We start from the raw sequence: 22,233 nt of genomic DNA, 5'->3' as shown, positions 1-22,233 counted from the left end.
CCCCCAAATTCACTTATTTGAAACGGGCGTTGGTTTTTTCTACAAAATTTAAGAAAAACCGTATTTTTCATCTATTTTTTGATCATATTTATAATTTTTTCTCTTATTTCTTTCAATATGAGCCTTTCATTTCCAATCTTTAAAAGTCTTTTAAGCTTAAAATTTAAGCCTTAACATTTATTTTTTCTTTAGGATGAGTCTTATCAATCTTCTAGTAACGTTTTCAGACTTAAAATCACTCTGTATTTCTTTCATCTCTGTATTTTTGATAAATCATCTTTCTAAAGACATAGTTCTTTTATATTTAATACGCGCCTAAGCTGAAAAACTGCCACATCGCTATAAAAGCACCTAATATTTAGCAAGAATGGAATGCTTAGTCTGTTTTTATTTCATTCGCGTAATAGCAAAGCCCTCTTCTATCTATACCATGGTCAAGATAATTCAAGACAGAGCTGAAATAACAGCCACGATAAAGCTTGATGATACGAAGCATCTGGATATAAGTAAAAAACGCAGTGCTATATACCTGTAAAGCTGATGACCAGCTTTATTTAAAAGTCTGTTGCACCTAACTTTTATGACAGCTCGTTATTTGTCTGCGAGAAACTGATTTTAAAAACTAAATTTTTGCCAATAAAAAAGGAAGAGATCTCTCCCAAAACCTCTTCCTCGGAGTTAGATCGTTATCTGATCCATAGATGTCATTATTATAGTTATCTTAAAAAAAGTCCCTTGGGGAAGAGACTTGAAAACTGTGGAGAGTTATTCTTATTGACCCTTCTAGCGATGTTAAAAACATTGACTAGACGTTGAAATCTTATACACACTCATTTTAAATTGCAATATTTTTGGAAAAAATTAAGCATTGTTTTTATAAGGTTTTTTTTGAATTTGCTTATTTGATTTTTTTATAAAGATTAAAAAATTAAAAGCAGACCGAAGCCTGCTTTTATATCAATAACTTAAAGCATATATATGTACTGACTTAGTCAGTAAAAGTGACTTTCGCAATGGCTTTTTTACCCGACTGGATAATTAAAGTGACATTTTCTTTAACAGAGAAACTCATATCGACCACGTTCCAGTCGACTTTGACCGCGCCACGACCAACAGCATCTTTTGCTGCTGCAGCATTTGGGTTTAAGCCCGCTACGCGAAGAATCGTTGCAATAAACAACTCGCCACCGAATTCTGCACGTGAAATCGTCACTTCAGGTGTCCCTTCGGGTAGTTCACCCTCAGTAATCAGATTACCTGCACCTTTATGTGCATTTTCTGCCGCTTCTGCACCGTGGAAACGCTCTACCAACTCAAGGGCTAGAATTTTCTTCACTTCTTGAGGATTACGCCCTTCAGCAATTTCGTTTAGCAGGACTTTAATTTCTTCAACGGATTTAAAGCTGAGTAAATCGAAATAGCGTTCAATTAAAGCATCTGGCATCGAAAGAACTTTTTGATACATCGCCCCTGGTGCATCAAATACGCCAATATAGTTACCCAAAGACTTAGACATTTTGTTCACACCGTCTAAACCCTCAAGGATTGGCACAGTAATACAGACCTGCGCTTCTTGATCATAACGACCTTGAAGTGTACGCCCCATCAATAAGTTAAAGGTTTGGTCTGTACCACCTAATTCAACATCCGCCTCAAGGGCAATCGAGTCATAGCCTTGAACCAATGGATATAAAAATTCATGAATTGCAATCGGTTGATGGTTGTTATAACGCTTGGTGAAATCATCACGCTCAAGCATACGAGCAACCGTTTGCTGTGAAGCCAATTGAATCAGGTCAGCAGCCGTTTTTTCGGCAAACCATTCAGAGTTAAAACGCACTTTGGTTTTGTTCGGATCAAGAATTTTAAACACCTGTTCTTGATAAGTTTTTGCATTTTCAAGCACTTGCTCACGCGATAATGGTGGGCGTGTTGCACTTTTTCCAGTCGGGTCACCGATCATTGCGGTATAGTCCCCAATCAGGAAAGTCACGTCATGACCCAAGTCTTGGAAAGTTCTCAGTTTATTAATTAAAACCGTATGCCCCAAGTGCAAGTCAGGCGCAGTCGGGTCAAAGCCCGCTTTAATTTTTAAAGGACGATTTTCTTTTAATTTCTTCAGAAGATCTTCTTCAGAAATAATTTCATGCGTGCCTCGTTGAATGAGAGCAAGTTGTTCTTCAGCCGGCAGGAAATTTGACATCACAAAACCCAAACACATCAGTTATTCAATTTGTGCGATATACTAACACTTTTTCAGCACATTGCAGGCTTTAGAATAATCATGACAGCGATCTATATTGGGGTAATGACTGGCACCAGCATGGATGGTGTTGATATTGTTGCTGCTTCTTTTGATCCATTGCAGCTTCACGCCACCCTCACTCTTTCTTTCGACCCTGATTTACGCGATGAACTGATGGCACTCACTTTGCCTGGTGACAACGAAATCGACCGTATGGGCAAGGCAGATGTGGCTTTAGCAAAGATGATTGGCGAAGGCATCAATCAACTGATTGAACAAAGTCATTTAGATCGTAGTCAAATCAAAGCTATTGGCTCACATGGACAAACCATTCGCCACCGTCCAGAGCACGGTTTTACCCTGCAAATTGGTGACCCAAACATCATCACTGAAATCACCCAAATTCCTGTGATTTCAGATTTTCGACGTCGTGATATGGCCGCAGGTGGCCAAGGTGCCCCGCTGGTTCCTGCTTTTCACCAAGATATATTCCAACATGAGAGCATTCATCGCGTCATCTTAAACCTAGGCGGCATCGCCAATGTCAGCATGTTGCCCGCAGGCCAACCTGATCAGGTCTACGGTTTTGATACAGGCCCAGCCAACATTTTAATGGACGCTTGGTGTGAACGCTTTACTGGACAGCCCTATGATGAAAATGGCAATTGGGCAGCTTATGGCCATCCGATTCGTAGCCTACTCGATCGCCTACAATCACATGAGTATTTTTCCAAAGAACCACCGAAAAGTACCGGCCGTGAAGACTTCAACCTCGAATGGCTAGATGAACAAATTGCCGACTGGCGCAATGACCTTGAATACGACGAGCTTGAAGACAGTCCTGAAAATGTTCAGGCCACCTTAATGAAGCTCACCACGCGCGCCATTAAAAAAGCCATCTATCGCTCCGATATGGATACCGGTGAAGTCTACGTCTGTGGTGGTGGTGCCTATAATTCACACCTTTTAGAACAATTACGTTGGCGCTTACGTAAGCACAATTGGTCTGTACAAACCACCTCCGCGATAGGCTTAGCCCCAACGTGGGTGGAAGCAACCGCCTTTGCTTGGTTGGCCATGCGCTTTATCCAACAACTCAGTGGCAATTTGCCGACAGTGACAGGTGCACAAGGTAACCGTATTCTCGGGACAATTACCGCAGTTTAAACATCACAGTGCTTCTGACCTTTTAGTCGCAACCAGTGCAAATCAAAAAAGCCAGTCAGGTGAATAACCGACTGGCTTTTTATCTATCTCAGCGATTTTTTGCTGTTAATGTTAACGCATCATCGACTTGGCATTTTCCTGCCGAAAGGCTTTTAAAATTTGCTGTCCTGCTCGTCCAGTAGGACTTAAACCTAAACGGATTTGCTCCTGTCGAATCGCTTGACGAGTTTTATCACCAATCAAACCATCCACCGCGCCAATATCATAGCCACGATTCAGTAAAAACTGCTGAATTTCACGACGTTCAGAACGTGAAGTGCCTGCATCATCGGTTGGCCAAGTTGTACTAAACCCGCCTTGCCCTTGTAAGCGGTCTGATAAATGCGCAATCGCTAATGCATAACTTTCTGCAGCGTTATAACTATAGATTGCATCAAAGTTTTTAAACACTAAAAACAGTGGACCATTTTCACCAGCGGGCGCCATCAACCCCGCTTGCGAGCTAGAGGATAAATTACCTTGAATTAACGCTGAGCCATCTGCGCGTACCAAGCCATTTTGCATCCAGTAAGATAAGGACTTCTTATTGCGACGACTTTCACCACTCAGAGAGATCGCTTGTGGATTTTTCACTTCAAATCCCCAAGGTTGCCCAGTTTGCCAACCGCGTTTTTTGAGGAAATTGGCTGTTGATGCCAAAGCATCTGTGGTACTCGACACCAAATCACGGCGTCCATCACCATCAAAATCAACGGCCAGCTCTTCATACGTCGATGGCATAAACTGGGTATGACCAAACGCGCCTGCCCACGAGCCTTTCAGTTGTGATTCAGTTAAATCACCACGCTGTAAAATGCGCATAGCGGCAAAAAACTCACCACGGAAATAGCTTTGACGGCGCCCCTCACAGCTCAATGTACCTAGCGCTTGTAATAATGGATATTTACCTGAAATATCACCAAAATTACTTTCCACGCCCCACACAGCAACCACGGTCTCCGCAGGCACACCATACGCTGCCGCAACGCGATTCAGCACTTCACGATGCTGCGCCAATTTTTGCTGACCCACTGCAACACGCTCATCATCCACCAGTCCTGACAAATAATCCCAAATCGGCGTGGAAAATTCAGGTTGGTAATTTAATTTTTCAATCACAGAATAATCAGGCGCTAAATTTTGCGTGTAGCGATCATAAGTGAACGCAGACACCCCATTCGCCATCGCTTGGCTTTTTAAGTTGGCAATACAGCTTTGAAATGAGTTCTGAGGGCTATAATCGGAAGTTGCGACATTTGAACTGCCTGTAACTTTTTGACCATTAATAATGAGCTCAGCATTCGCCTGAGTCGCCGCTAAAAAAAATGAACCTAAAAGAAAAGCAAAACGGTGCATAAAATCCCTAATAATTCTTTATCTCTAAATTATGCTTTTTACCTTAACACTTTCGATTTCACTTTTCTGAATCAAAACGTAAATGAATATTCATTCTGGTTTAAATTCAAAACCCTCTTTTAAATTTAAAACCACTTATCCACAACACCACAGACCTCAACTTTTGAATTCAAAAACAATCTCTAGTTCAGCAAGTACTTTAAATTCAATCATCTTGTTTTAAATTCATTTTATCCATATTTTCTTTAACATTAATAATCAACAATATACAGAGAATTAAACTTCAAAACCCAAGCTCAATATTTTAAATTTAAAACTTTAAATTCATTCACCAGTCTTTAAATTTATTATTTTGAATTTAAATTCAAAACAGCATCAAAACTTTTAAATTCATTTTAAATTTAAACGCTCGATTTAAATTTAAAACTCACTTTTGAATTCAAAACATACTTAAAAAGATATCCACAAACCCAAGTTGACTGAGATTCCTGCTATTTCAGCATTTTTTAGGTGAAAATCAGGGTCACATTCAATTGTGGGCTCTGTTTTAAACGTGCTTCTCCACACAAAACTCGCTTTATTTTACTTTCAGTTTATTTTTCTATGCGCTGATTTTATCTAAACGGATAAAAAACACGCAATTTATTTTAATTTTGATCCGATTAACGGTCACTTTTTTCGAAGAGGCGCAATCATGCCTGAATGAATCCAAATAAAAAAGCGACCACTCTTGTGATCGCTTTTTTTAACAACAACTGAAGCTTTAGATGGTCATATCTTCACTCAGTGCCAATGGATTCGGTAAGATTTTTGCCAACTGACGACATAGAGTCGTGAGTTGAGCGGTATCATTCGGCATTAAAGTCAGGTGACCAATCTTACGACCTTCACGTTCTTCCTTATTATAAAGATGCAGATGTACACCGTCTAAGGCCAAGACTTGTTCAGACTGTGGATACTGACCAATAATATTGATCATGACCGTAGGGCGAACCACTTCAGTTGAACCCAAGGGTAAGCCTGCGACTGCACGAATATGGTTTTCAAACTGAGAGCATACTGCGCCTTCAATCGACCAGTGTCCTGAGTTATGCACACGTGGCGCCATTTCATTGGCATACAAACCTTTGTCTGTGACAAACAGTTCTAAGGTCAACACGCCAACATAATTCAAATGATTCAATAGGCGAGTGATGTAGTCTTGTGCAACGGGTTGTAAGTCCGCACTATTCGGTGCAGGGACAATCGAGTGCGACAAAATACCATGATGGTGATGGTTTTCAGCCAATGGCCACGTTTTCACATCGCCATTTTGACCCCGTACCGCAATGATCGAAACTTCACGCGAGAAGGTCACAAAGCTTTCTGCAATTAAACTGCCAGCAGGGCCCAATTCAGCCCATGCTTGTTCAGTTTGTTGTTCAGAACGCAATACAAACTGACCTTTGCCATCATAGCCACCTGTGGCTGTCTTCAGCACAATCGGTAAACCTAGCTCAGCAACCGCAGCACTTAAGCTTTCTAGGGAATCTACCGCTTTATAAGGCGCAACAGGAATCTCAAGCGCATCAAATAACGCTTTTTCAGACAAGCGATGCTGTGCAATGGCTAAAGCCTGACGCGGCGGATGCATATCTTTTTGCTTGGTCAAAACATCAACATCAGACAAAGGTGTATTTTCAAACTCAAGGCTGAAGACATCTGCACTAGCAATAAAGTCTTGTAAACCATTTTCAGTTTTGCTTGAAATCACCGTGCCTAAAGCTGCTGAAGGGCAGTCTGTACTCGCATCAAAGAACGTACATTGAATATTTAGTGGCAAAGCCGCTTGCGCCATCATGCGACCCAGCTGCCCACCACCAAAAATACCGATGGTTTTATTCATGAGGAATGCCCCGTATTAAGCTTGGCCTGGAATATTGTTGCTTGCGACTTTGTCGGTTTGTGCAGCACGGAAATCGGCTACATTTTTTGCAATTTCAGGACGTGTCAGACCTAAAATTTGCGCTGCCATAATCGCGGCATTGGTTGCACCTGCTGGACCAATCGCCAAAGTACCTACTGCAATACCTGCTGGCATTTGCACAATCGATAACAGTGAATCGACACCGTTTAAAATCGAAGACTTCACTGGTACACCCAGTACAGGCAAATCAGTTTTCGCCGCACACATTCCTGGTAAATGCGCCGCACCGCCTGCACCCGCAATAATCACTTGAATACCACGGTCACGTGCTTGTTCAGCATATTCAAAAAGACGATCTGGCGTACGGTGCGCAGACACAACTTCCGCTTCAAATGGGACACCAAGTTGCTTAAGCATATTGGCAGTGTGTTCGAGAGTGGCCCAATCTGATTGAGAACCCATGATAATTCCAACGAGAGGAGTGTCTTGTGAAGCGGCCGCATTCATTGCAATGTTTCCAGAGATAGTTAAGAGAGATAAATCTCGACTAGCGCCAAGCTTTAATAAGAGCCCCGTATTATAGACTGATTTTTCAGCTCTCCAAAATTTAACCGTGCAACTAAATGCAGATTTTTCTTGTTTTTTTATTTCGTAGCATAAAACTTAAATAAAAAGAGTACTGTAGCCTCATTTTTTGAATTATTGGCTGCGAAAAACAAAATACACACAACCAAATAAACAAAGTCCGGCCCACAAATAATCGAGCTTAAAAGGCTGTTTAAATAAGAAAAGCATAAACGGTACAAAAACCAATAACGTCACCACTTCTTGGGTGATTTTCATTTCGCCCATCGACCAGCCTTGCTGTGACAGCATACGGGTCGCAGGAATCATAAAACTGTATTCCACCAATGCAATGAACCAGCTAAATAAAATGGCTTGCCAAAGCGGCACACCCGGCAAAAATTTTAAGTGTCCATACCATGCAAGTGTCATAAAACAGTTGGCAATAATCAATAAAATAAAGGGCAGGGACATGAAGCAAGATCGCCGAATTTAGGAGCATTTTATTCTACGTTTTTTGCTAGAAAATTCAGCAAATATTGCACTTTTCAGCCGACTTTTTTACAAAATAAAAGCACTGCTCAAGCCGCAGAATAATTAAACGATTAGATACAAGAATCACTATCTTTTCGCTAAGCGCCTTGCTATGGTTGCTTTCACATCGAATTAATCACGACAACAGCACCAACAATACGTGATGTGTCTATAAAAGCAGTGGAGTGAGGCGGAATGCATCTGCATATTTTGGGTATTTGTGGCACCTTTATGGGGTCTTTAGCGCTTTTAGCACGTGATCTTGGCCACACAGTGACGGGTTCGGATCTAAACGTTTATCCTCCCATGTCCACCCAGCTCGAAAATGCAGGCATTACCTTAATGCAAGGTTATGACCGCAGTCATTTACAACCGCATCCTGATTTAGTCATCGTCGGCAATGCGATGAAACGTGGGATTGATGCAGTTGAATACATGCTTAATGAAGGCTTGCCATATATTTCAGGCCCACAATTTTTGGCCGATCATGTGCTCCAAGGCAAACACGTACTTGGCGTAGCAGGAACCCATGGTAAAACCACCACCACCACCATGTTGGCTTGGGTATTGGATCAGGCGGGTTTAGAACCGGGTTTCCTGATTGGCGGTGTACCTTTAGGTTTCTCTGAAAGTGCGCGTTTAGGTGGTGGCAAATACTTCTGTGTCGAAGCCGATGAATATGATTCTGCCTTTTTCGACAAACGTTCGAAGTTCGTGCATTACCACCCAAAAACAGCCATTTTAAATAACCTTGAATTTGACCATGCCGATATTTTTGATGATCTAGCAGCGATTCAAAAACAATTCCATCACTTGGTTCGTACCATTCCAAGTGAGGGTCGTATCATTGCTCCGATTACTGAAAGCAATATTGATGAAGTTTTAGAGCAGGGCTGTTGGACACCTGTGGTTCGTACCTCTTTAGAGGCCCACAACAAGTCTGAATTGTATGCCGAACAACTCAGTGCTGATGGTTCACACTTTAAAGTACTCCAACACGGCGTGGTGAAAGGCATCGTGCAATGGAACATGACAGGGCAGCACAGCGTAGCCAATGCTTTGGCGACTATCGCTGCGGCTGAACATGTTGGCGTAAGCATTGAAACAGCGTGCGAAGCACTGTCTAACTTTGGCGGCGTGAAGCGCCGTATGGAGCTTTTAGGCACGGTACGTGGCGTTGAAGTGTATGATGACTTTGCTCATCACCCAACCGCAATAGATACGACGCTGGAAGGCGCACGTAAGCGTTTAGGCGAACGTAAGTTGTGGGCAATTATTGAGCCTCGTTCAAATACCATGCGCATGGGAAGCCATAAAGATGGACTTGCGCACTCTGCGCGTTTGGCCGATGAAGTGATTTGGTATCAACCAGAAGGTTTGGACTGGGACTTGCAACCTGTCATTGCGGCTGCACCCAACAAGGCCGTGGTTGCACGCACTTTGGATGACATTATCCAGACCATCGTCAGTGATGCAGGCGAGGGCGATGCTGTCGTGATCATGTCCAATGGTGGCTTTGGTGGTTTACACCAAAAATTGATTAGCGCCTTGAACGCAGAATAGGTTGTCCCATTAGAAGAAAAAACCCGCATATGGCGGGTTTTTTTACAAGCTTATCCAATTAAAAACCAGACATCGTACCCGTATATTCAAAATCTTTTAGTTTTGACCAACCTTGAACCGTGTCTCCCAAGCGTTTACTAAAATACATGATCGAAACCCACTGTTCTTGGCCATCATCATAGGTGCTATAAGCAGTGATATGGTCATTTTTAATCATAAACAGATCTTTGATTTTACAAGCATTGCTCGGTGCTGAATGAAAATACACTCTTGTTGGAGCAATCACTTTCATGCCCCAACGTGGAATGATCTGAACTTCTTCTTGTTCTGCCTTTTCCTCAAGTTTTACACAATCTTCAGCATGCAATAAAGGGGAAACTGAACAGAATAGGGCAATAGATAAAAGCGTCTTCATATACTTTAATTTCACCATCATTCAGCGCTGCAAAACACAAAATAGAACTGTAATGGCAGCTATATCGATCTTATTTTGGCTTAACCTTTAGAATTGCGATGAATGGCGAACAATTAAGCAGCAACATCCTCAAAACTTTTCTCACGGCGAAACATCACATCGACATAAGAACAGGTCGGGATAATCTTCAGGTTTTTCTCACGCGAAAAATTAACCAGAGTATCCAACAGCAAACGCGCCACACCTTGACCCCGCAGTGAATCATCGACCCAAGTATGGTTGGCATCACTGGTTGTCTCGTCCCGCCAAATATAGCTAATTTCAGCAATGCGCTGACCGTCTGCATTATTTAAAAAAAACTCACCTTTTTGATCGCGATCTACATGTTGAAATTGCATAGCACACTCGTTGAATGGATTGATTTATCGTTCTCTATCTTAGTGGAATAAAACATCATGAATAGATGGATCTTTGTCGAATACCGATTTGGAAAAAGGACATAAGGGTAAAATTTTCACGCCCTTATCACGGGCAAAGTTAACCAAAACATCCAATAACTGACGCCCCACATGTTGCCCACGGAGCAACTCACTGACCCAAGTGTGGTCAATGATAAATTTATCATCCCCAGCCCAACTATAAGTCATTTCCGCCACACGCTCGTTTTCTTGCTCAACAAAAACTTCGCCTTTACTACCTGTTTCTTGATGTTGAATTTTCATTATTATTCCTCTTTGGTTTACTGTTTTTTTTAGCTTGCCACAAATTGAAGCAAAATTTTGTCTCATTTATATTTCATCTACAATTTTCTTTAATATTTGCTCAAACCATAAAAATATGCGATGCTTAGCTCACTTTTGGATCAAATCCAAAACCAAATTTATGTTGAACAAGGGGAGTAGCCTCCTCCAAACGTGAAAAATCAATGCTATGCATAACTTTCACGTGTCAGATTATCGTCATTACACTTTGCAAAAAGTCGGTATCTGAGCATTTTAGCGCACAAAATACATACGCTAAAATGTAGGCAAGACCTTGATCATGTTGTCACAGATGTTTTATTTCATCTGGCAGCAGGTCAAGGTTTTTTTGTGGCCGATTGCTGGATGTGGAGGATTTCATGGAATCTATCGGCAATTTATGGCTATACCTTGCTTTTTTCGGCATTGTTACCGTGATGCTACTGATCGACTTTTTAGGCTTTAAACAAAAAGAAGGCCAAGAAGTCAAAATCAAAACAGCTGCATTATGGAGTGTTGCGTGGGTCTCCGTCGCATCACTCTTTGGTGCAGGTCTCTGGTTGTATTTACAACAAACTGCAGGTGTCACTGTGGCCAATACTAAGGTCATGGAGTACTTCGCAGGTTATTTACTTGAAAAATCTTTAGCCGTCGACAACGTCTTTGTCTGGCTGATGATCTTTGCTGCTTTTGCCATTCCACCAGCACTACAACGCCAATTACTACTGTATGGTGTATTGGGCGCGATTATTCTACGTACCATCTTTATTTTTATTGGCGCGTGGTTTGTACAAGAGTTCTCATGGATTCTGTATATCTTCGGTGCGTTCTTGGTATATACGGGCTTCAAATTCTTCAAAGGGCAAAACGAAGAAGAAACCAATATCGAAGATATGGCGATCTTAAAATGGCTACGTAAACATATGCGGATTACCCCGCAAATGCATGGCAATAAGTTCTTTGTTCGTCAAAACGGGATGTTGTGGGCAACGCCGCTGTTCTTGGTGTTGATTTTAGTTGAAGCGTCGGATGTGATTTTCGCGGTGGACTCCATTCCTGCAATTTTCGCGGTGACTTCTGATCCGTTTATTGTGTTGACTGCAAACTTAATGGCAATTTTGGGTCTACGTGCGATGTTCTTCTTGTTGTCTGGTGCAGCAACCAAGATGCATTATCTCCCGTATGGTTTAGGTATTATCTTGGTATTCATCGGCTTTAAGATGCTCATGCTGGATGTGTTCCATATGCCAATTTGGATTTCACTGGGCTTTATTGTGTTGGTGCTGACCATTACTGCGATCTTGTCGATTCGATACAGTAAGAAACATCATCAAACCACCCTCTAATATTTTAAAAAAGCCTTCCTCTGAGAAGGCTTTTTTATGACCAAATTTTAGTATGCATAAGACTTAATCCTATGATTTTCTGTGCAAATGCACTGTACTTTATGCAAACAGCTCCCTATGATAAGCGGGCTTAAAACCCTTGGTTTTACCTGTAAAAATAAAAGAACCCGAAGGTTGCTCATCCATGCGTACCAAAAAATTAACTCTTGTTGTAGTGCCGGTTTTACTCACGGCATGTAGCGGTTCTAAAACCCTACAACAGGATGTTTACAATAACCAATACAACTGCTACCAAGACTGGCATTTTGAACTGTGCGAACCTGCTAACGAAAATAGTGAATCGAGCTATAGTGGCTCTACTGGGGTTTATATCGGCCCACAATATTATAAAAACAACCGTAAAGTCCGTTACATGGGCCAAGTATTGAAAGCTCGCGGACGTCATTCGACGGGCACACCTAAAATCTCGACTCACGTTTTTAGCCATGCCAAATCCCAACCCATTCGTGGAGGATTTGGCCGTGGCGGCGGTTCGTTCGGAGGTTAATACATGAAACGAGTTCTACTGCCTGAGCGAGCAAACTGGCAACAGACACATCAAGAGATTGGTTTTGACTACTACAACTTGCCGTCGCGGGATGGTTCAATGTATTGGTCAGAAGGGGTGGCCTATGAGTTTAGCCTCAAGCAAATTGAACAGCTTGAAGATGCCTCGAACGAATTACACCAAATGTGCCTTGAAGTGGCAGGGGATATGATTCAACGTGGTCATTATCCCGAATATTTTCAACTCCCCCCAGCAGCGATTCCTCTGATTGAGCACTCATGGAAAAACCAAGCGCCAATGCTGTATGGCCGTTTCGATTTTGCCTATGATGGTCAAGCCATCAAAATGCTAGAATACAATGCCGATACGCCAACAGGCTTACTCGAAGCCTCTGTTGCACAGTGGCATTGGATTGAACAAGTCGAAAACATTGCAAACCGTGATCAATTCAACAGCATTCATGAAAAGCTGATTGAGCGCTGGAAACAGCTTTATCCGGCACGTAGCCGTGTCCATTTCGCAGCCTGTCAAGAAGCAGGGCGTGAAGATTGGGGTAATTTAGAATACCTCATGGATACTGCTTTTCAGGCAGGCTTAAATGTCAGCGAACTGTCGATGGAAAACATCGGTTGGAATGGCACAGCCTTTGTCGATTTGCATCAGCAAGAGATTCAGCATTTATTTAAGCTGTATCCGTGGGAATGGATTTGGGAAGAAAATTTTTCGCAATTTCTCAAACCCGAAACCGAATGGATTGAACCGTGTTGGAAAATGCTGCTCTCCAATAAAGCCCTGTTGATCGAGCTATGGAAACGCTTTCCAAATCATCCATTGTTGTTAGAAACCCATGCTTATGATGCGCACGCCCACTACGCAGGGAAATGGGTGCGTAAGCCCATCTTAGCGCGCGAAGGCGCAAATATTCATATCTTACAAAACAATGTCGATTGCGGCGCAGCCTCAGGTAGTTTTTACTTCGATGACTACGACAAATATGGCTATGTCATGCAGCGCTGGGTAAAAACTCCGTTGCATGAAGGTATGCTGCCCACTTTGGGACTTTGGATGGTCGGTGATGAATGTGCGGGGATGTCACTGCGTGAAGATGTGTTTGATGTGATTGGCAATGATGCGCATTTTGCTGCGCATTATTTTGTGGAATAAAATGGCGCTCTAAATCACCTATTTAAAATAGGTGTCCAAAGATTAATGCGGGTCTGTTCAGGCGTTTTAGTAGAAGCACTATCACTTTTAGGTTATTCACGGCGGAGTCTTATCTTTTTTAAGTTCAATACTGGGAGCTCAATTATTCTTTTGTTTCGCCAAATGAGAAGCGAAGCTTCGTAAGAAAAGCATTTGTCCTCCGCAAAACCTGTTCACTTTCTATAATTAAAAAATTTGTGTTGCAAAAACAATTTATTCCAAACACTACGCAGGTTGCGGATGACGCTTCCGTGTATCAAATAAAGTTTAAATTGAAAAAGAAAATGCCTGTCAAATCTAAAACTGACAGGCATACATTCGAAGACAATATTTTTTTCAAGCTTAAATGGTATGCGCTTTGACCCGCTTCATATAAGACACCAAACGCGTGAAAAACAAGATTTGCAGGAAGATGGTAAACAGCGAAATAGTCCATTCATACCAATCATCAAACGCCGTGCCTTCTAGATTAAAAGCAAAATAAAGCCCCAATAACACTGCACCAAAGACAACACCAGCCACAGTGGTTTGTACCAAAATGGGAAAAGACAACGCTGTGATTCGACCTAAGAAATGCTCACCCTCATCGCCACCATTGGCTTTATAAGCGCTTTGAATCCCGATAAACATAATCAATAAAGTCAGAAGTCCCTCAACACCAATCACACGGACATCACCATAGGGTGAATACATGCCGTAGTAATACACCACTGAAACCAGTAAGGCCGTGACTAAGTAATAATTTTTATAATGCTTTTTATCGAGGGTATTGCTAGATAATTCATGTGCTAATGCTTTGGTATTCCAAAAATACATGCGGGTCATGGTCTCTTATTTTATCAATGTCGACACTGTACTGACTCAGCATTTAAAGATAAAGGCTTTCTCAACAAAATTTTGCGAATAGATTGAATCATTTAAGCTCAAAGCTTGTGCGTATGTATTACATAAAAAATCATGATCTTATCGATGGCACGGATACATGTTTAACCTTAAAACAGTTCAATTTTTTAGAAAATACTGCTCCAGTCTTTCATTTAAAATGCAGCGTTCACAACACACACAAAAACTTCAGTAAATAGCCGTGAAAAAAATCCAGTTTACGGTACAATCAATCGAAAAAAAGTCAAAACGCAGGTTTAAAATGTCTTCTGTAGTTGCAACGACGGCGGTTCGCGGTCGCTTCCTAGATATTCAGAATACGGTTGCCCAAGCGCGTGAAATTCACGACCAAGTGCGTTACGTAGAAGATGGTTTACTGATTACCCAAAATGGCAAAATCCAATGGTTTGGATCTTGGCAGGAGGGGCAACAGCACCTTCCTATTGGCGTCGAGGTTCAGCACTATCCTGAACAATTGATTGTGCCGGGCTTTATCGACACCCACATTCATTTTCCACAAACAGAAATGGTGGGGGCCTATGGTGAACAGCTACTCGAATGGCTCAATACCTATACCTTCCCAACCGAATTACAATTTTCCGATAAAGCCTATGCCGACCGGATTGCCCAATTCTTTGTGCAAGAACTGCTGAAAAATGGAACCACCACAGCCTTGGTCTTCTGTACTGTGCATACCGAATCAGTTGATGCTTTATTTGAAGCAGCAGAGCAGCACCAGATGCGCCTGATCGCAGGTAAAGTCATGATGGACCGTCATGCACCTGAAAGTCTTTGCGACACGCCTGACAGTGCTTATACAGACTCTAAGGTACTGATTGAGAAATGGCATGGCAAAGGCCGTAACCTGTATGCGATTACGCCACGCTTTGCTCCAACATCAACACCAGAGCAATTGGCTAAAGCAGGGCAGCTCAAAGCTGAATACCCAGATGTGTATGTGCATACGCATTTAAGTGAAAATAAAAATGAAATCGCTTGGGTAAAAGACTTATTCCCTGAGCAGCAAGGTTATCTCGATGTTTATCATCACTTTGGCTTAACTGGTTCGCATTCGGTCTTTGCCCACTGCGTGCATTTAGAAGACGCGGAGTGGGACTGCATGCATCAGACGGATTCAGCTATTGCTTTCTGTCCGACCTCCAACCTATTTTTAGGTAGTGGTTTATTTCCGTTGAACAAGACTTGGGACAAGCAGGTAAAAGTTGGACTAGGTACCGATATTGGTGCAGGAACCTCTTTTAACCAACTACAAACCCTCAATGAAGCCTATAAAGTACAGCAACTTCAAGGTGATAAACTGTCCGCATTTGAATCGCTTTATCACGCTACGCTGGGCGGTGCCAAAGCACTGAGCTTGGATGATAAGCTCGGTAACTTTAATTTGGGCAAAGAAGCCGACTTTGTGGTGCTCGACCTTAAAGCAACCGCGCTGCAAGCATTACGTCAGCAACGTGCAAAAGGGATTGAAGATGCGTTATTTGCCCTGATGACCATGGGTGATGACCGTAATATTCATGCGACTTATATTTTTGGTCAGAAAGCCTATGTGCAAAACTGAGTAGCAAATAGCGAAAATTTAAGCAGCTAATCGAGTTTTGAAACAACTTTGATTTTCGCCTCTAAACCAAGCAGCATCCCGCCTGCAATGAAATGATTACATTTCCAGCGGGCAAAAAGGGGTGCATCTCGTTTAGAGATATATTAAAATTAATGCATATATAGAGGTGTTGCAGGTCAACGCCTTTTTTATTTTTGATTTTTTTTAATTTTTTAGGTATCTACCCATGACCGTTCAAATGAGCGTAATGATTTCTACTGAAGAGATTCAAGCGAAAGTAAAAGAGCTTGGTGCACAAATCGATGCGCATTATGCAAACAGTGATAAGGAACTCGTACTGATTGGTTTATTACGTGGTTCAGTCATTTTCATGGCAGACTTATGTCGTACCATTTCAAAACCCCATGAACTCGATTTCATGACGGTTTCGAGCTACGGTGGCGGTACGGTATCTTCACGTGATGTAAAAATTTTAAAAGATTTAGACGGTGAAATTCGTGGTAAAGATGTCTTGGTCATTGAAGACATCATCGACTCAGGCAACACCTTGAGCAAAGTATTAGAAATTTTAGAAACACGCTCTCCAAACTCAATTGAGCTATGCACTTTAGTCAGCAAACCTTCACGCCGTGAAATTGAACTCGATGTGAAGTTTTTAGGCTTTAACGTTGAAGATCGATTCATTGTGGGTTATGGCCTAGACTATGACCAAAAGTACCGTCATTTGCCATTTATTGGTGAAATTGGTCTTTAAGACCAATCGAGAAAAGAGTGGCCGAAGGCCACTTTTTTTATTTTTATCGTGAGCTAAGTACATAAAACATACAGTTTTTAGCAGATTCGCTCTACTGCACAGTCGCATTATACCTGATGATATTTTTGCACATGATGTAAAAACAAAGACATGATAAAAAAAGGAGCTGGCTCATGTGGTCACTTATTGTTGCAATCGTGATTGGTTTTATTGCAGGTCTCATCGCACGTGCTATCCATCCTGGCGATGACAAAGCGGGATTTATTGTCACCACTTTACTGGGGATTGCAGGTTCTCTCGTAGCCACTTATGGTGGTCGTTTACTTGGTCTCTATAGTGAAGGCTCTGCCGCAGGCTTTATTGCGTCAGTTATTGGAGCCATTGTTATTTTATTCATCTACAACATGGTCACCAAAAAAACCTAAACTGATCCATTAAAAAAAGCACCGTTTCAGGTGCTTTTTATATGTATATTTGAACTCTCTCTTATAAGCCCAGTTCACGCCACATATTTTCAATAGTCGTTGAAGGCACAGCACCATTCACTTTAAAGCCATTTGAGAAAATAACCACGGGCGTCCCTTGTAAACCCAGACTACGACCGAGTTCAATGTTGCGCTCAATTGGATTGGCACACGGTTTTTTCGACGTCGGTTGAGTCCCTTTAGCAATCAAATTTTTCCATGCGAGGGCAGGGTCTGCTTCACAAAACACTTGTTTCGACGGTGCAATCGATTGCGCCTTAATGGCATAAATAAAGGTATAGATGGTCACATCATTCAGTTTATTCAGCTCAGCCTCTAACTGCTTACAGTAAGGACAGTTTGGGTCTGAAAAAACCGCCAATTGGCGTTTTCCGTTACCTTTAACGCTTTTAATGGCATCTTTTAGCGGCAGCTTGTTCCAATCGAGCGAATTCTGTTGCACATATAAGGCAGCACTTAAATTTTTCTGATCTTTTAAGCGTACCATCGAACCTGCAATCACATGCTCAGCCGCTTCTCCTAAATACACAATTTCGCCATCTAAAGATCCGCTATAAATGCCCGACATTTCTGTTTTTTGAATATTTTGAACATTAATATTTGGATAATTCTTTTTTAAGTTAGCTTGAACACTTTCTACACTGGCCATACTCATGCTTGCAATTGCACTTGTGAGTAGTGCCAAACCCAGTTTTTTTATCATCACTTTTTGCTCTTTCAATCGGAGAACCACGGCGCTAGTGTAGAGCGTATTATTCAAGCATTGAATCATTTTTTCCTTGGCTTTACCGAAACCCAACACGCCGTGCTTATGAACTGGCCAAAGTTTCACGTGGAACAGTTAGAGCCGTGTTATTAATTTCCACCGAGACATGAACAATTTCTTCATGAAACGAGAGCATTGCCCGCACGCGATCCGCAGTTAAGTCTACCGTCGTTTCTAAAGCCAAAATGCAGGAAAACTTGCCTTTTCCTACTTTCCAAACATGTAAATCGGTCAATGTCGTATGCGGTAGTTCTGCCACCACCTCTCGAATTTCATCCACCACATGATGATCCATTTCAGCATCTAACAAGGTTTTTCCCGTTTCTTGCATTAAGCTCAATGCCCATTTCGCCACCAGTATTGACCCCACGATTCCAAGGGCCGCATCGAGAAAATCCCAGCCCAAATATTTACCAAAAATCAGCGCGATAATGGCAAAAATGGAAGTCACTGCATCTGCCACCACATGCATAAATGCAGCTTTCTGATTTAAATCATGATGATGGCTATGTACTTCTACTCCATGATCATGAGCGTGATGGTGATGGTGATGGTGATGGTGATGGTGATGGTGATGGTGATGGTGATGGTGATGGTGATGGTGATGGTGATGGTGACCATCGTGCAGCAACCATGCACAGATTAAATTCACTAATAAGCCTAAAATCGCAATTGGAATCGCTTCGTTATAATGAATTTGTACAGGCGAGAATAGACGCTGAATCGAGTGAAAAGCCATAAAACCCGCCACCACCATCAGCAAAATAGCGCTGCTGTAGCCTGCAAGAATTTCAATTTTCCATGTGCCGAAACTAAAGCGCTGATCATGAGCATAATGCCGCGCAGCACGATACGCAAAATAAGCCAAACCCAGTGCCAACATATGCGAACTCATATGCCAACCATCCGCCAGCAAAGCCATTGATTGGAAAATCCATCCACCAATCACTTCTAATAACATCATGACTGCCGTTAAAATGGTCGCCATTAAAATCCGTTTTTGTGCCAGTGGATTACCGTCATCAAAATGATGCGTATGCTGACGTGATGGGGTATTTTGCATTTAAAATCATTCACCAATATACTCCCCATCAGTATATTTATTTTTGGAGCAATGTGTTGAGTCATTTGCATAAAGATAAAAAAATTTTAAACCGTGTGAAACGCTTACAAGGGCAGGTCAACGCCGTTGAACTCTCGATCACACATCCCGACGCCAGTTGTATCGATGTTTTACAACAAGTCGCTGCCATTAAAGGCGCGGTCAATGGACTAATGAATGAACTGGTTGAAGCACACTTACGCCATCATGTTTTAGCACAAGCTGAACAGGTCAATGAAGACGAGTTGGCTGAGTTCTTAAAACTGCTGAAACGCTATGGCTAAGTCTTATTGCGTTCTTTTTCAAGTTTTTAGTTGACCATTTTTTCCACAAACCGATACACTGTTGCTCTCTATCCTTTTTCTCTTGGGCATCAAAATATTCTTGTTTTGACTGAGAGAGCCGCAAGGCATTTGCATGACAACAACCACTTCTTGGCGTCCATTTTGTATGGTCAGCCTCGCCTTAATGATGGGAACGATGGGGACTGCCTTAGCCAGTCCACTTTACCCGCTGTATCAAGCCTTATGGCATCTGGTGCCGAGTCAGATCACCTATATTTTTGTGGCTTATATGTTTGGTTGTCTCGCTACTTTACTGTTTCTTGGCCGGACCAGTAATAGCATTGGCTATTTACGCACCTTACAAGTAGGGTTGGTGTTTATCAGCATCGGGTTGGTGATTTCCGCCTATGCTTCTGATGCACTCATTTTATCTTTGGGGCGTTTTATTATTGGTATTGCATCTGGTTTGATGACCACTTCGGCCTTACTGGGGCTGATGTATACCGTGCCCAAAAGCCATCAACAGATTGCACCGCAACTGAGTTCGATTATTACCGCTGTAGGCTTTGGCTTAGGCCCGCTGATTGGTGGCCTGATTGCTCAATTTTCAGAATATCCTTTGGTCAGCCCTTATCTCCCCGTCATTCTTGGCGCTGTACTGTGTTTCTTTGGCTTATTTTGGGTTGAGTCTCCCACGTTTACCGCACAGCCCTTTAGTATTGCTCCGAAACTGCTCCGACCTGAAGTGCAATATCAGCAGTTATTTTTGATTGTCGGATTTACCGCATTTAGTGCCTTTGCCGCGTTTAGTTTATTTGCATCCTTATCCCCGTCATTTGTGCGGGATATTTTGCCTTGGCACGGTCCCCTCATTAGCGGTTCAGCCATTACCAGCATTTTGATTGTCTCTGCCGTGGTGCAGTATTTTGCCAGAAGCATTCCAGCTTATAAGTGCCTCAACTATGGCTTAATTACCTTGATCGCAAGCTTAGGCATTTTGGCGCTGTGTATGCTATTTCAACTGAGTGCATTTTTCTTTATCAGTGATTTTCTCGTTGGTGTCGGACATGGCCTGACCTTGATTGGTTCCTTTGGTCTCATTCATGCCATGACCAGCTTAGAGAATCGTGCTGCAGTGATGTCGACTTATCTTTTTATTGGTTATTTGGGTACGATTGTGCCAATTGTGGCCGTCGGATATCTAGCGGATCACTTTGGATTAAGTTTCGGGGTCATTAGCTTTTGCATTGCCATCGCTTTATTGTGTTTTTATCTGTGGTTTGCACATAAAGGCAGTATACGTCTGGCTTAAAAATAAAAAGCCCTGATCACAGGGCTTTTTATACACAGAAGTGTCACTTTCCAATACAAAACGATCCAAAAATTTTCCCAAGCAAATCATCCGCACTAAAATCACCAGTAATTTCACCTAAGGCATTTTGCGCCAAACGTAGCGACTCTGCGACCAACTCACCCGCGTTATACACCACCAATTGTTCACGAGCTTCTGCAAGGTAGAGCTGAGTACGTTTCATTGCGTCTAAATGGCGTGTACGTGCAATAAAGGTATCTTCTTCTGGCTGGAAGCCTGCATGTGCTGTAATCGCTTCTATGAGCGCTTGAACTCCAGTTTCTTGCTTTGCCGAAACCATAATATGACGGAAGCCGTTAAAATCTTCAATATGCGATGTTGTTTCCATCAAATCACACTTATTACCAATCAACATTAAACGTTTCGGTTCAATATGCTCAGCAAAATATTCTTGTGCTAGTTCGAGTGGGTCTTCACCTTGGCTTAAGTCATAAACTAAGAGCAAGAGATCGGCTTGTTCAATTTCTTTAATGGCACGACGAATCCCTTCTTTTTCCACGATATCACCCGTTTCACGTAAACCCGCGGTATCGGTTAAGGTAATGGGTAAGCCATTCAGGGTAATTTTTTCATGTAAGACATCCCGTGTTGTACCCGCAATATCCGTCACAATGGCGCGTTCAATGCCCGCTAATGCATTGAGCAGTGATGACTTACCCGCATTCGGTTTTCCTGCAATCACCACTTGTAAACCTTCACGCAGCAACTGTCCTTGACGAGCCGATTGTTGCACTTGGTTCACAGCAGCTGTAACACCATCTAAAAGATTTAAAATTTTCCCATCTGCGAGAAAATCAATTTCTTCTTCAGGAAAATCAATCGCAGCTTCCACATGCAAACGTAGATGAATCAATTGCTCCAACACACGATTCACTTTAGTTGAAAATGCGCCTTGTAATGAACGTACCGCAGAACGTGCAGCCGCTTGAGACGTCGCATCAATCAAGTCAGCGATCGCTTCAGCCTGTACCAAATCCAGTTTGCCATTTTCAAAAGCACGCATAGAAAACTCACCCGCTTTTGCAGCAATCACTCCGAGCTCCAATAAACGCCCCAGTAAAGCATTTTGAATGACAGGGCCACCATGACCTTGCAACTCAACCACATCTTCACCAGTGAACGAATTCGGGTTCGGAAAACAAATCGCTAAACCCTCATCCATCACTTCGCCAGATGCATCATAAAACTGACGAAAACCTGCAAAACGCGCTTTAGGCAAGTCTTTTAGAGTCAAGGCCTGTGCAATCTCATAAGACTTGGGACCAGATAGGCGAATGACCCCCACACCACCACGCCCAGGTGGTGTTGCAATGGCAGCAATCGTGGTTCGGTTGTACATAACATTCACCTAAAATCTTAAAAGTCACACAATGAAAAATCCGCC

At 42.3% G+C, this 22,233-nt stretch carries 22 protein-coding genes; 10 read left to right on the top strand and 12 right to left on the bottom strand.

The window, feature by feature from the left end; translation table 11 throughout:
- Positions 1–988 precede the first annotated feature (988 nt).
- On the bottom strand, positions 989–2,221 hold the full coding sequence (tyrS, locus tag RR876_RS16060) for a tyrosine--tRNA ligase (RefSeq protein ID WP_332481924.1): 1,233 nt from the start codon (positions 2,219–2,221) through the stop codon (positions 989–991).
- Positions 2,222–2,284: 63 nt separating this feature from the next.
- Between tyrS and RR876_RS16055 the strand changes: the two genes are divergently transcribed.
- The gene (locus RR876_RS16055; RefSeq protein WP_332478405.1) at positions 2,285–3,412 is read left to right on the top strand and encodes an anhydro-N-acetylmuramic acid kinase; all 1,128 of its coding nucleotides are present in this window, start codon (positions 2,285–2,287) and stop codon (positions 3,410–3,412) included.
- Positions 3,413–3,523: 111 nt separating this feature from the next.
- Here the strand turns inward: RR876_RS16055 and RR876_RS16050 are convergent, their stop codons facing one another.
- The 4 genes from RR876_RS16050 to RR876_RS16035 all read right to left on the bottom strand — a co-directional run bounded on the left by RR876_RS16050 (position 3,524) and on the right by RR876_RS16035 (position 7,751).
- Entirely contained in the window at positions 3,524–4,807 is a 1,284-nt protein-coding gene (locus RR876_RS16050; protein WP_332478406.1) for a lytic murein transglycosylase, read from the bottom strand.
- A gap of 763 nt (positions 4,808–5,570) precedes the next feature.
- Entirely contained in the window at positions 5,571–6,692 is a 1,122-nt protein-coding gene (locus RR876_RS16045) for a 5-(carboxyamino)imidazole ribonucleotide synthase (RefSeq protein ID WP_332637105.1), read from the bottom strand.
- 15 nt (positions 6,693–6,707) lie between these two features.
- Complete coding sequence (gene purE / locus RR876_RS16040; RefSeq protein ID WP_004697498.1) at positions 6,708–7,220, bottom strand: 5-(carboxyamino)imidazole ribonucleotide mutase; 513 nt, start codon at positions 7,218–7,220, stop codon at positions 6,708–6,710.
- Positions 7,221–7,412: 192 nt separating this feature from the next.
- Positions 7,413–7,751: a DMT family protein gene (locus RR876_RS16035; RefSeq protein WP_004977754.1), complete on the bottom strand. Its 339-nt coding sequence runs from the start codon at positions 7,749–7,751 to the stop codon at positions 7,413–7,415.
- Positions 7,752–8,006: 255 nt separating this feature from the next.
- On the opposite strand from RR876_RS16035, the gene mpl reads away from it, so the two are divergent.
- Complete coding sequence (gene mpl / locus RR876_RS16030) at positions 8,007–9,374, top strand: UDP-N-acetylmuramate:L-alanyl-gamma-D-glutamyl-meso-diaminopimelate ligase (protein ID WP_332478409.1); 1,368 nt, start codon at positions 8,007–8,009, stop codon at positions 9,372–9,374.
- 58 nt (positions 9,375–9,432) lie between these two features.
- Here mpl and RR876_RS16025 read toward each other — a convergent pair whose 3' ends face one another.
- From RR876_RS16025 to RR876_RS16015, 3 genes are all read right to left on the bottom strand, one after another.
- Entirely contained in the window at positions 9,433–9,810 is a 378-nt protein-coding gene (locus RR876_RS16025; protein ID WP_332478410.1) for a hypothetical protein, read from the bottom strand.
- A 92-nt stretch (positions 9,811–9,902) separates the two neighbouring features.
- Positions 9,903–10,187 carry a GNAT family N-acetyltransferase gene (locus tag RR876_RS16020; RefSeq protein WP_332637104.1) on the bottom strand — a complete coding sequence of 95 codons (285 nt, stop codon included), beginning with the start codon at positions 10,185–10,187 and terminating at the stop codon, positions 9,903–9,905.
- A 39-nt stretch (positions 10,188–10,226) separates the two neighbouring features.
- A complete protein-coding gene (locus RR876_RS16015) occupies positions 10,227–10,511 on the bottom strand; it encodes a GNAT family N-acetyltransferase (RefSeq protein ID WP_062031177.1) in 285 nt (94 codons plus the stop codon).
- A 398-nt stretch (positions 10,512–10,909) separates the two neighbouring features.
- On the opposite strand from RR876_RS16015, the gene RR876_RS16010 reads away from it, so the two are divergent.
- The 3 genes from RR876_RS16010 (at position 10,910) to RR876_RS16000 (ending at position 13,586) form a co-directional block, all read left to right on the top strand.
- On the top strand, positions 10,910–11,875 hold the full coding sequence (locus RR876_RS16010; RefSeq protein ID WP_087015033.1) for a TerC family protein: 966 nt from the start codon (positions 10,910–10,912) through the stop codon (positions 11,873–11,875).
- A 184-nt stretch (positions 11,876–12,059) separates the two neighbouring features.
- Positions 12,060–12,422 (top strand): hypothetical protein, encoded by a 363-nt coding sequence (locus tag RR876_RS16005; protein ID WP_332478412.1) that lies wholly within the window; start codon positions 12,060–12,062, stop codon positions 12,420–12,422.
- 3 nt (positions 12,423–12,425) lie between these two features.
- Positions 12,426–13,586, top strand: coding sequence for a glutathionylspermidine synthase family protein (locus RR876_RS16000; RefSeq protein ID WP_332478413.1), 1,161 nt, complete (start codon positions 12,426–12,428; stop codon positions 13,584–13,586).
- A 381-nt stretch (positions 13,587–13,967) separates the two neighbouring features.
- On the opposite strand, the gene RR876_RS15995 is transcribed toward RR876_RS16000, so the two are convergent.
- Positions 13,968–14,441, bottom strand: a complete 474-nt coding sequence (locus RR876_RS15995; RefSeq protein ID WP_004697483.1) for a hypothetical protein — start codon at positions 14,439–14,441, stop codon at positions 13,968–13,970.
- Positions 14,442–14,769: 328 nt separating this feature from the next.
- Here RR876_RS15995 and guaD point away from each other — a divergent pair, with 328 nt between their 5' ends.
- From guaD to RR876_RS15980, 3 genes are all read left to right on the top strand, one after another.
- Positions 14,770–16,086 carry a guanine deaminase gene (gene guaD, locus RR876_RS15990; protein WP_332478414.1) on the top strand — a complete coding sequence of 439 codons (1,317 nt, stop codon included), beginning with the start codon at positions 14,770–14,772 and terminating at the stop codon, positions 16,084–16,086.
- A gap of 226 nt (positions 16,087–16,312) precedes the next feature.
- Positions 16,313–16,840, top strand: a complete 528-nt coding sequence (hpt, locus tag RR876_RS15985; protein ID WP_004697480.1) for a hypoxanthine phosphoribosyltransferase — start codon at positions 16,313–16,315, stop codon at positions 16,838–16,840.
- Positions 16,841–17,013: 173 nt separating this feature from the next.
- Complete coding sequence (locus RR876_RS15980; protein WP_004977734.1) at positions 17,014–17,265, top strand: GlsB/YeaQ/YmgE family stress response membrane protein; 252 nt, start codon at positions 17,014–17,016, stop codon at positions 17,263–17,265.
- Between the two features lie 61 nt (positions 17,266–17,326).
- On the opposite strand, the gene RR876_RS15975 is transcribed toward RR876_RS15980, so the two are convergent.
- Positions 17,327–18,028, bottom strand: coding sequence for a DsbC family protein (locus tag RR876_RS15975; RefSeq protein ID WP_005401779.1), 702 nt, complete (start codon positions 18,026–18,028; stop codon positions 17,327–17,329).
- A 106-nt stretch (positions 18,029–18,134) separates the two neighbouring features.
- The gene (gene dmeF, locus RR876_RS15970) at positions 18,135–19,154 is read right to left on the bottom strand and encodes a CDF family Co(II)/Ni(II) efflux transporter DmeF (RefSeq protein WP_332637103.1); all 1,020 of its coding nucleotides are present in this window, start codon (positions 19,152–19,154) and stop codon (positions 18,135–18,137) included.
- Between the two features lie 56 nt (positions 19,155–19,210).
- On the opposite strand from dmeF, the gene RR876_RS15965 reads away from it, so the two are divergent.
- Together RR876_RS15965 and RR876_RS15960 are read left to right on the top strand one after the other, a co-directional pair.
- The gene (locus RR876_RS15965; protein WP_332478417.1) at positions 19,211–19,477 is read left to right on the top strand and encodes a metal/formaldehyde-sensitive transcriptional repressor; all 267 of its coding nucleotides are present in this window, start codon (positions 19,211–19,213) and stop codon (positions 19,475–19,477) included.
- Positions 19,478–19,643: 166 nt separating this feature from the next.
- Positions 19,644–20,789 carry an MFS transporter gene (locus RR876_RS15960; protein ID WP_332478424.1) on the top strand — a complete coding sequence of 382 codons (1,146 nt, stop codon included), beginning with the start codon at positions 19,644–19,646 and terminating at the stop codon, positions 20,787–20,789.
- A gap of 43 nt (positions 20,790–20,832) precedes the next feature.
- Here the strand turns inward: RR876_RS15960 and mnmE are convergent, their stop codons facing one another.
- Complete coding sequence (mnmE, locus tag RR876_RS15955) at positions 20,833–22,188, bottom strand: tRNA uridine-5-carboxymethylaminomethyl(34) synthesis GTPase MnmE (RefSeq protein WP_332478418.1); 1,356 nt, start codon at positions 22,186–22,188, stop codon at positions 20,833–20,835.
- Positions 22,189–22,233: the final 45 nt, after the last annotated feature.

This window comes from Acinetobacter sp. (assembly GCF_036666595.1).
Lineage (GTDB): Bacteria > Pseudomonadota > Gammaproteobacteria > Pseudomonadales > Moraxellaceae > Acinetobacter.
Note: the sequence above shows the minus strand (reverse complement) of the source record. Positions and strands in the feature narration are given on the sequence as shown.

Coding starts and splice junctions, on each gene's coding strand:
- RR876_RS15995 (WP_004697483.1), bottom strand. CDS start 14,441: ATGTATTTTTGGAATACCAAAGCATTAGCACATGAATTATCTAGCAAT.
- RR876_RS15980 (WP_004977734.1), top strand. CDS start 17,014: ATGTGGTCACTTATTGTTGCAATCGTGATTGGTTTTATTGCAGGTCTC.
- mnmE (WP_332478418.1), bottom strand. CDS start 22,188: ATGTACAACCGAACCACGATTGCTGCCATTGCAACACCACCTGGGCGT.
- RR876_RS16010 (WP_087015033.1), top strand. CDS start 10,910: ATGGAATCTATCGGCAATTTATGGCTATACCTTGCTTTTTTCGGCATT.
- mpl (WP_332478409.1), top strand. CDS start 8,007: ATGCATCTGCATATTTTGGGTATTTGTGGCACCTTTATGGGGTCTTTA.
- RR876_RS16000 (WP_332478413.1), top strand. CDS start 12,426: ATGAAACGAGTTCTACTGCCTGAGCGAGCAAACTGGCAACAGACACAT.
- RR876_RS16025 (WP_332478410.1), bottom strand. CDS start 9,810: ATGATGGTGAAATTAAAGTATATGAAGACGCTTTTATCTATTGCCCTA.
- dmeF (WP_332637103.1), bottom strand. CDS start 19,154: ATGCAAAATACCCCATCACGTCAGCATACGCATCATTTTGATGACGGT.
- RR876_RS16015 (WP_062031177.1), bottom strand. CDS start 10,511: ATGAAAATTCAACATCAAGAAACAGGTAGTAAAGGCGAAGTTTTTGTT.
- RR876_RS16050 (WP_332478406.1), bottom strand. CDS start 4,807: ATGCACCGTTTTGCTTTTCTTTTAGGTTCATTTTTTTTAGCGGCGACT.
- hpt (WP_004697480.1), top strand. CDS start 16,313: ATGACCGTTCAAATGAGCGTAATGATTTCTACTGAAGAGATTCAAGCG.
- purE (WP_004697498.1), bottom strand. CDS start 7,220: ATGAATGCGGCCGCTTCACAAGACACTCCTCTCGTTGGAATTATCATG.
- RR876_RS16005 (WP_332478412.1), top strand. CDS start 12,060: ATGCGTACCAAAAAATTAACTCTTGTTGTAGTGCCGGTTTTACTCACG.
- RR876_RS16020 (WP_332637104.1), bottom strand. CDS start 10,187: ATGCAATTTCAACATGTAGATCGCGATCAAAAAGGTGAGTTTTTTTTA.
- RR876_RS16035 (WP_004977754.1), bottom strand. CDS start 7,751: ATGTCCCTGCCCTTTATTTTATTGATTATTGCCAACTGTTTTATGACA.
- tyrS (WP_332481924.1), bottom strand. CDS start 2,221: ATGTGTTTGGGTTTTGTGATGTCAAATTTCCTGCCGGCTGAAGAACAA.
- RR876_RS16045 (WP_332637105.1), bottom strand. CDS start 6,692: ATGAATAAAACCATCGGTATTTTTGGTGGTGGGCAGCTGGGTCGCATG.
- RR876_RS15960 (WP_332478424.1), top strand. CDS start 19,644: ATGGTCAGCCTCGCCTTAATGATGGGAACGATGGGGACTGCCTTAGCC.
- RR876_RS15975 (WP_005401779.1), bottom strand. CDS start 18,028: ATGATAAAAAAACTGGGTTTGGCACTACTCACAAGTGCAATTGCAAGC.
- RR876_RS16055 (WP_332478405.1), top strand. CDS start 2,285: ATGACAGCGATCTATATTGGGGTAATGACTGGCACCAGCATGGATGGT.
- guaD (WP_332478414.1), top strand. CDS start 14,770: ATGTCTTCTGTAGTTGCAACGACGGCGGTTCGCGGTCGCTTCCTAGAT.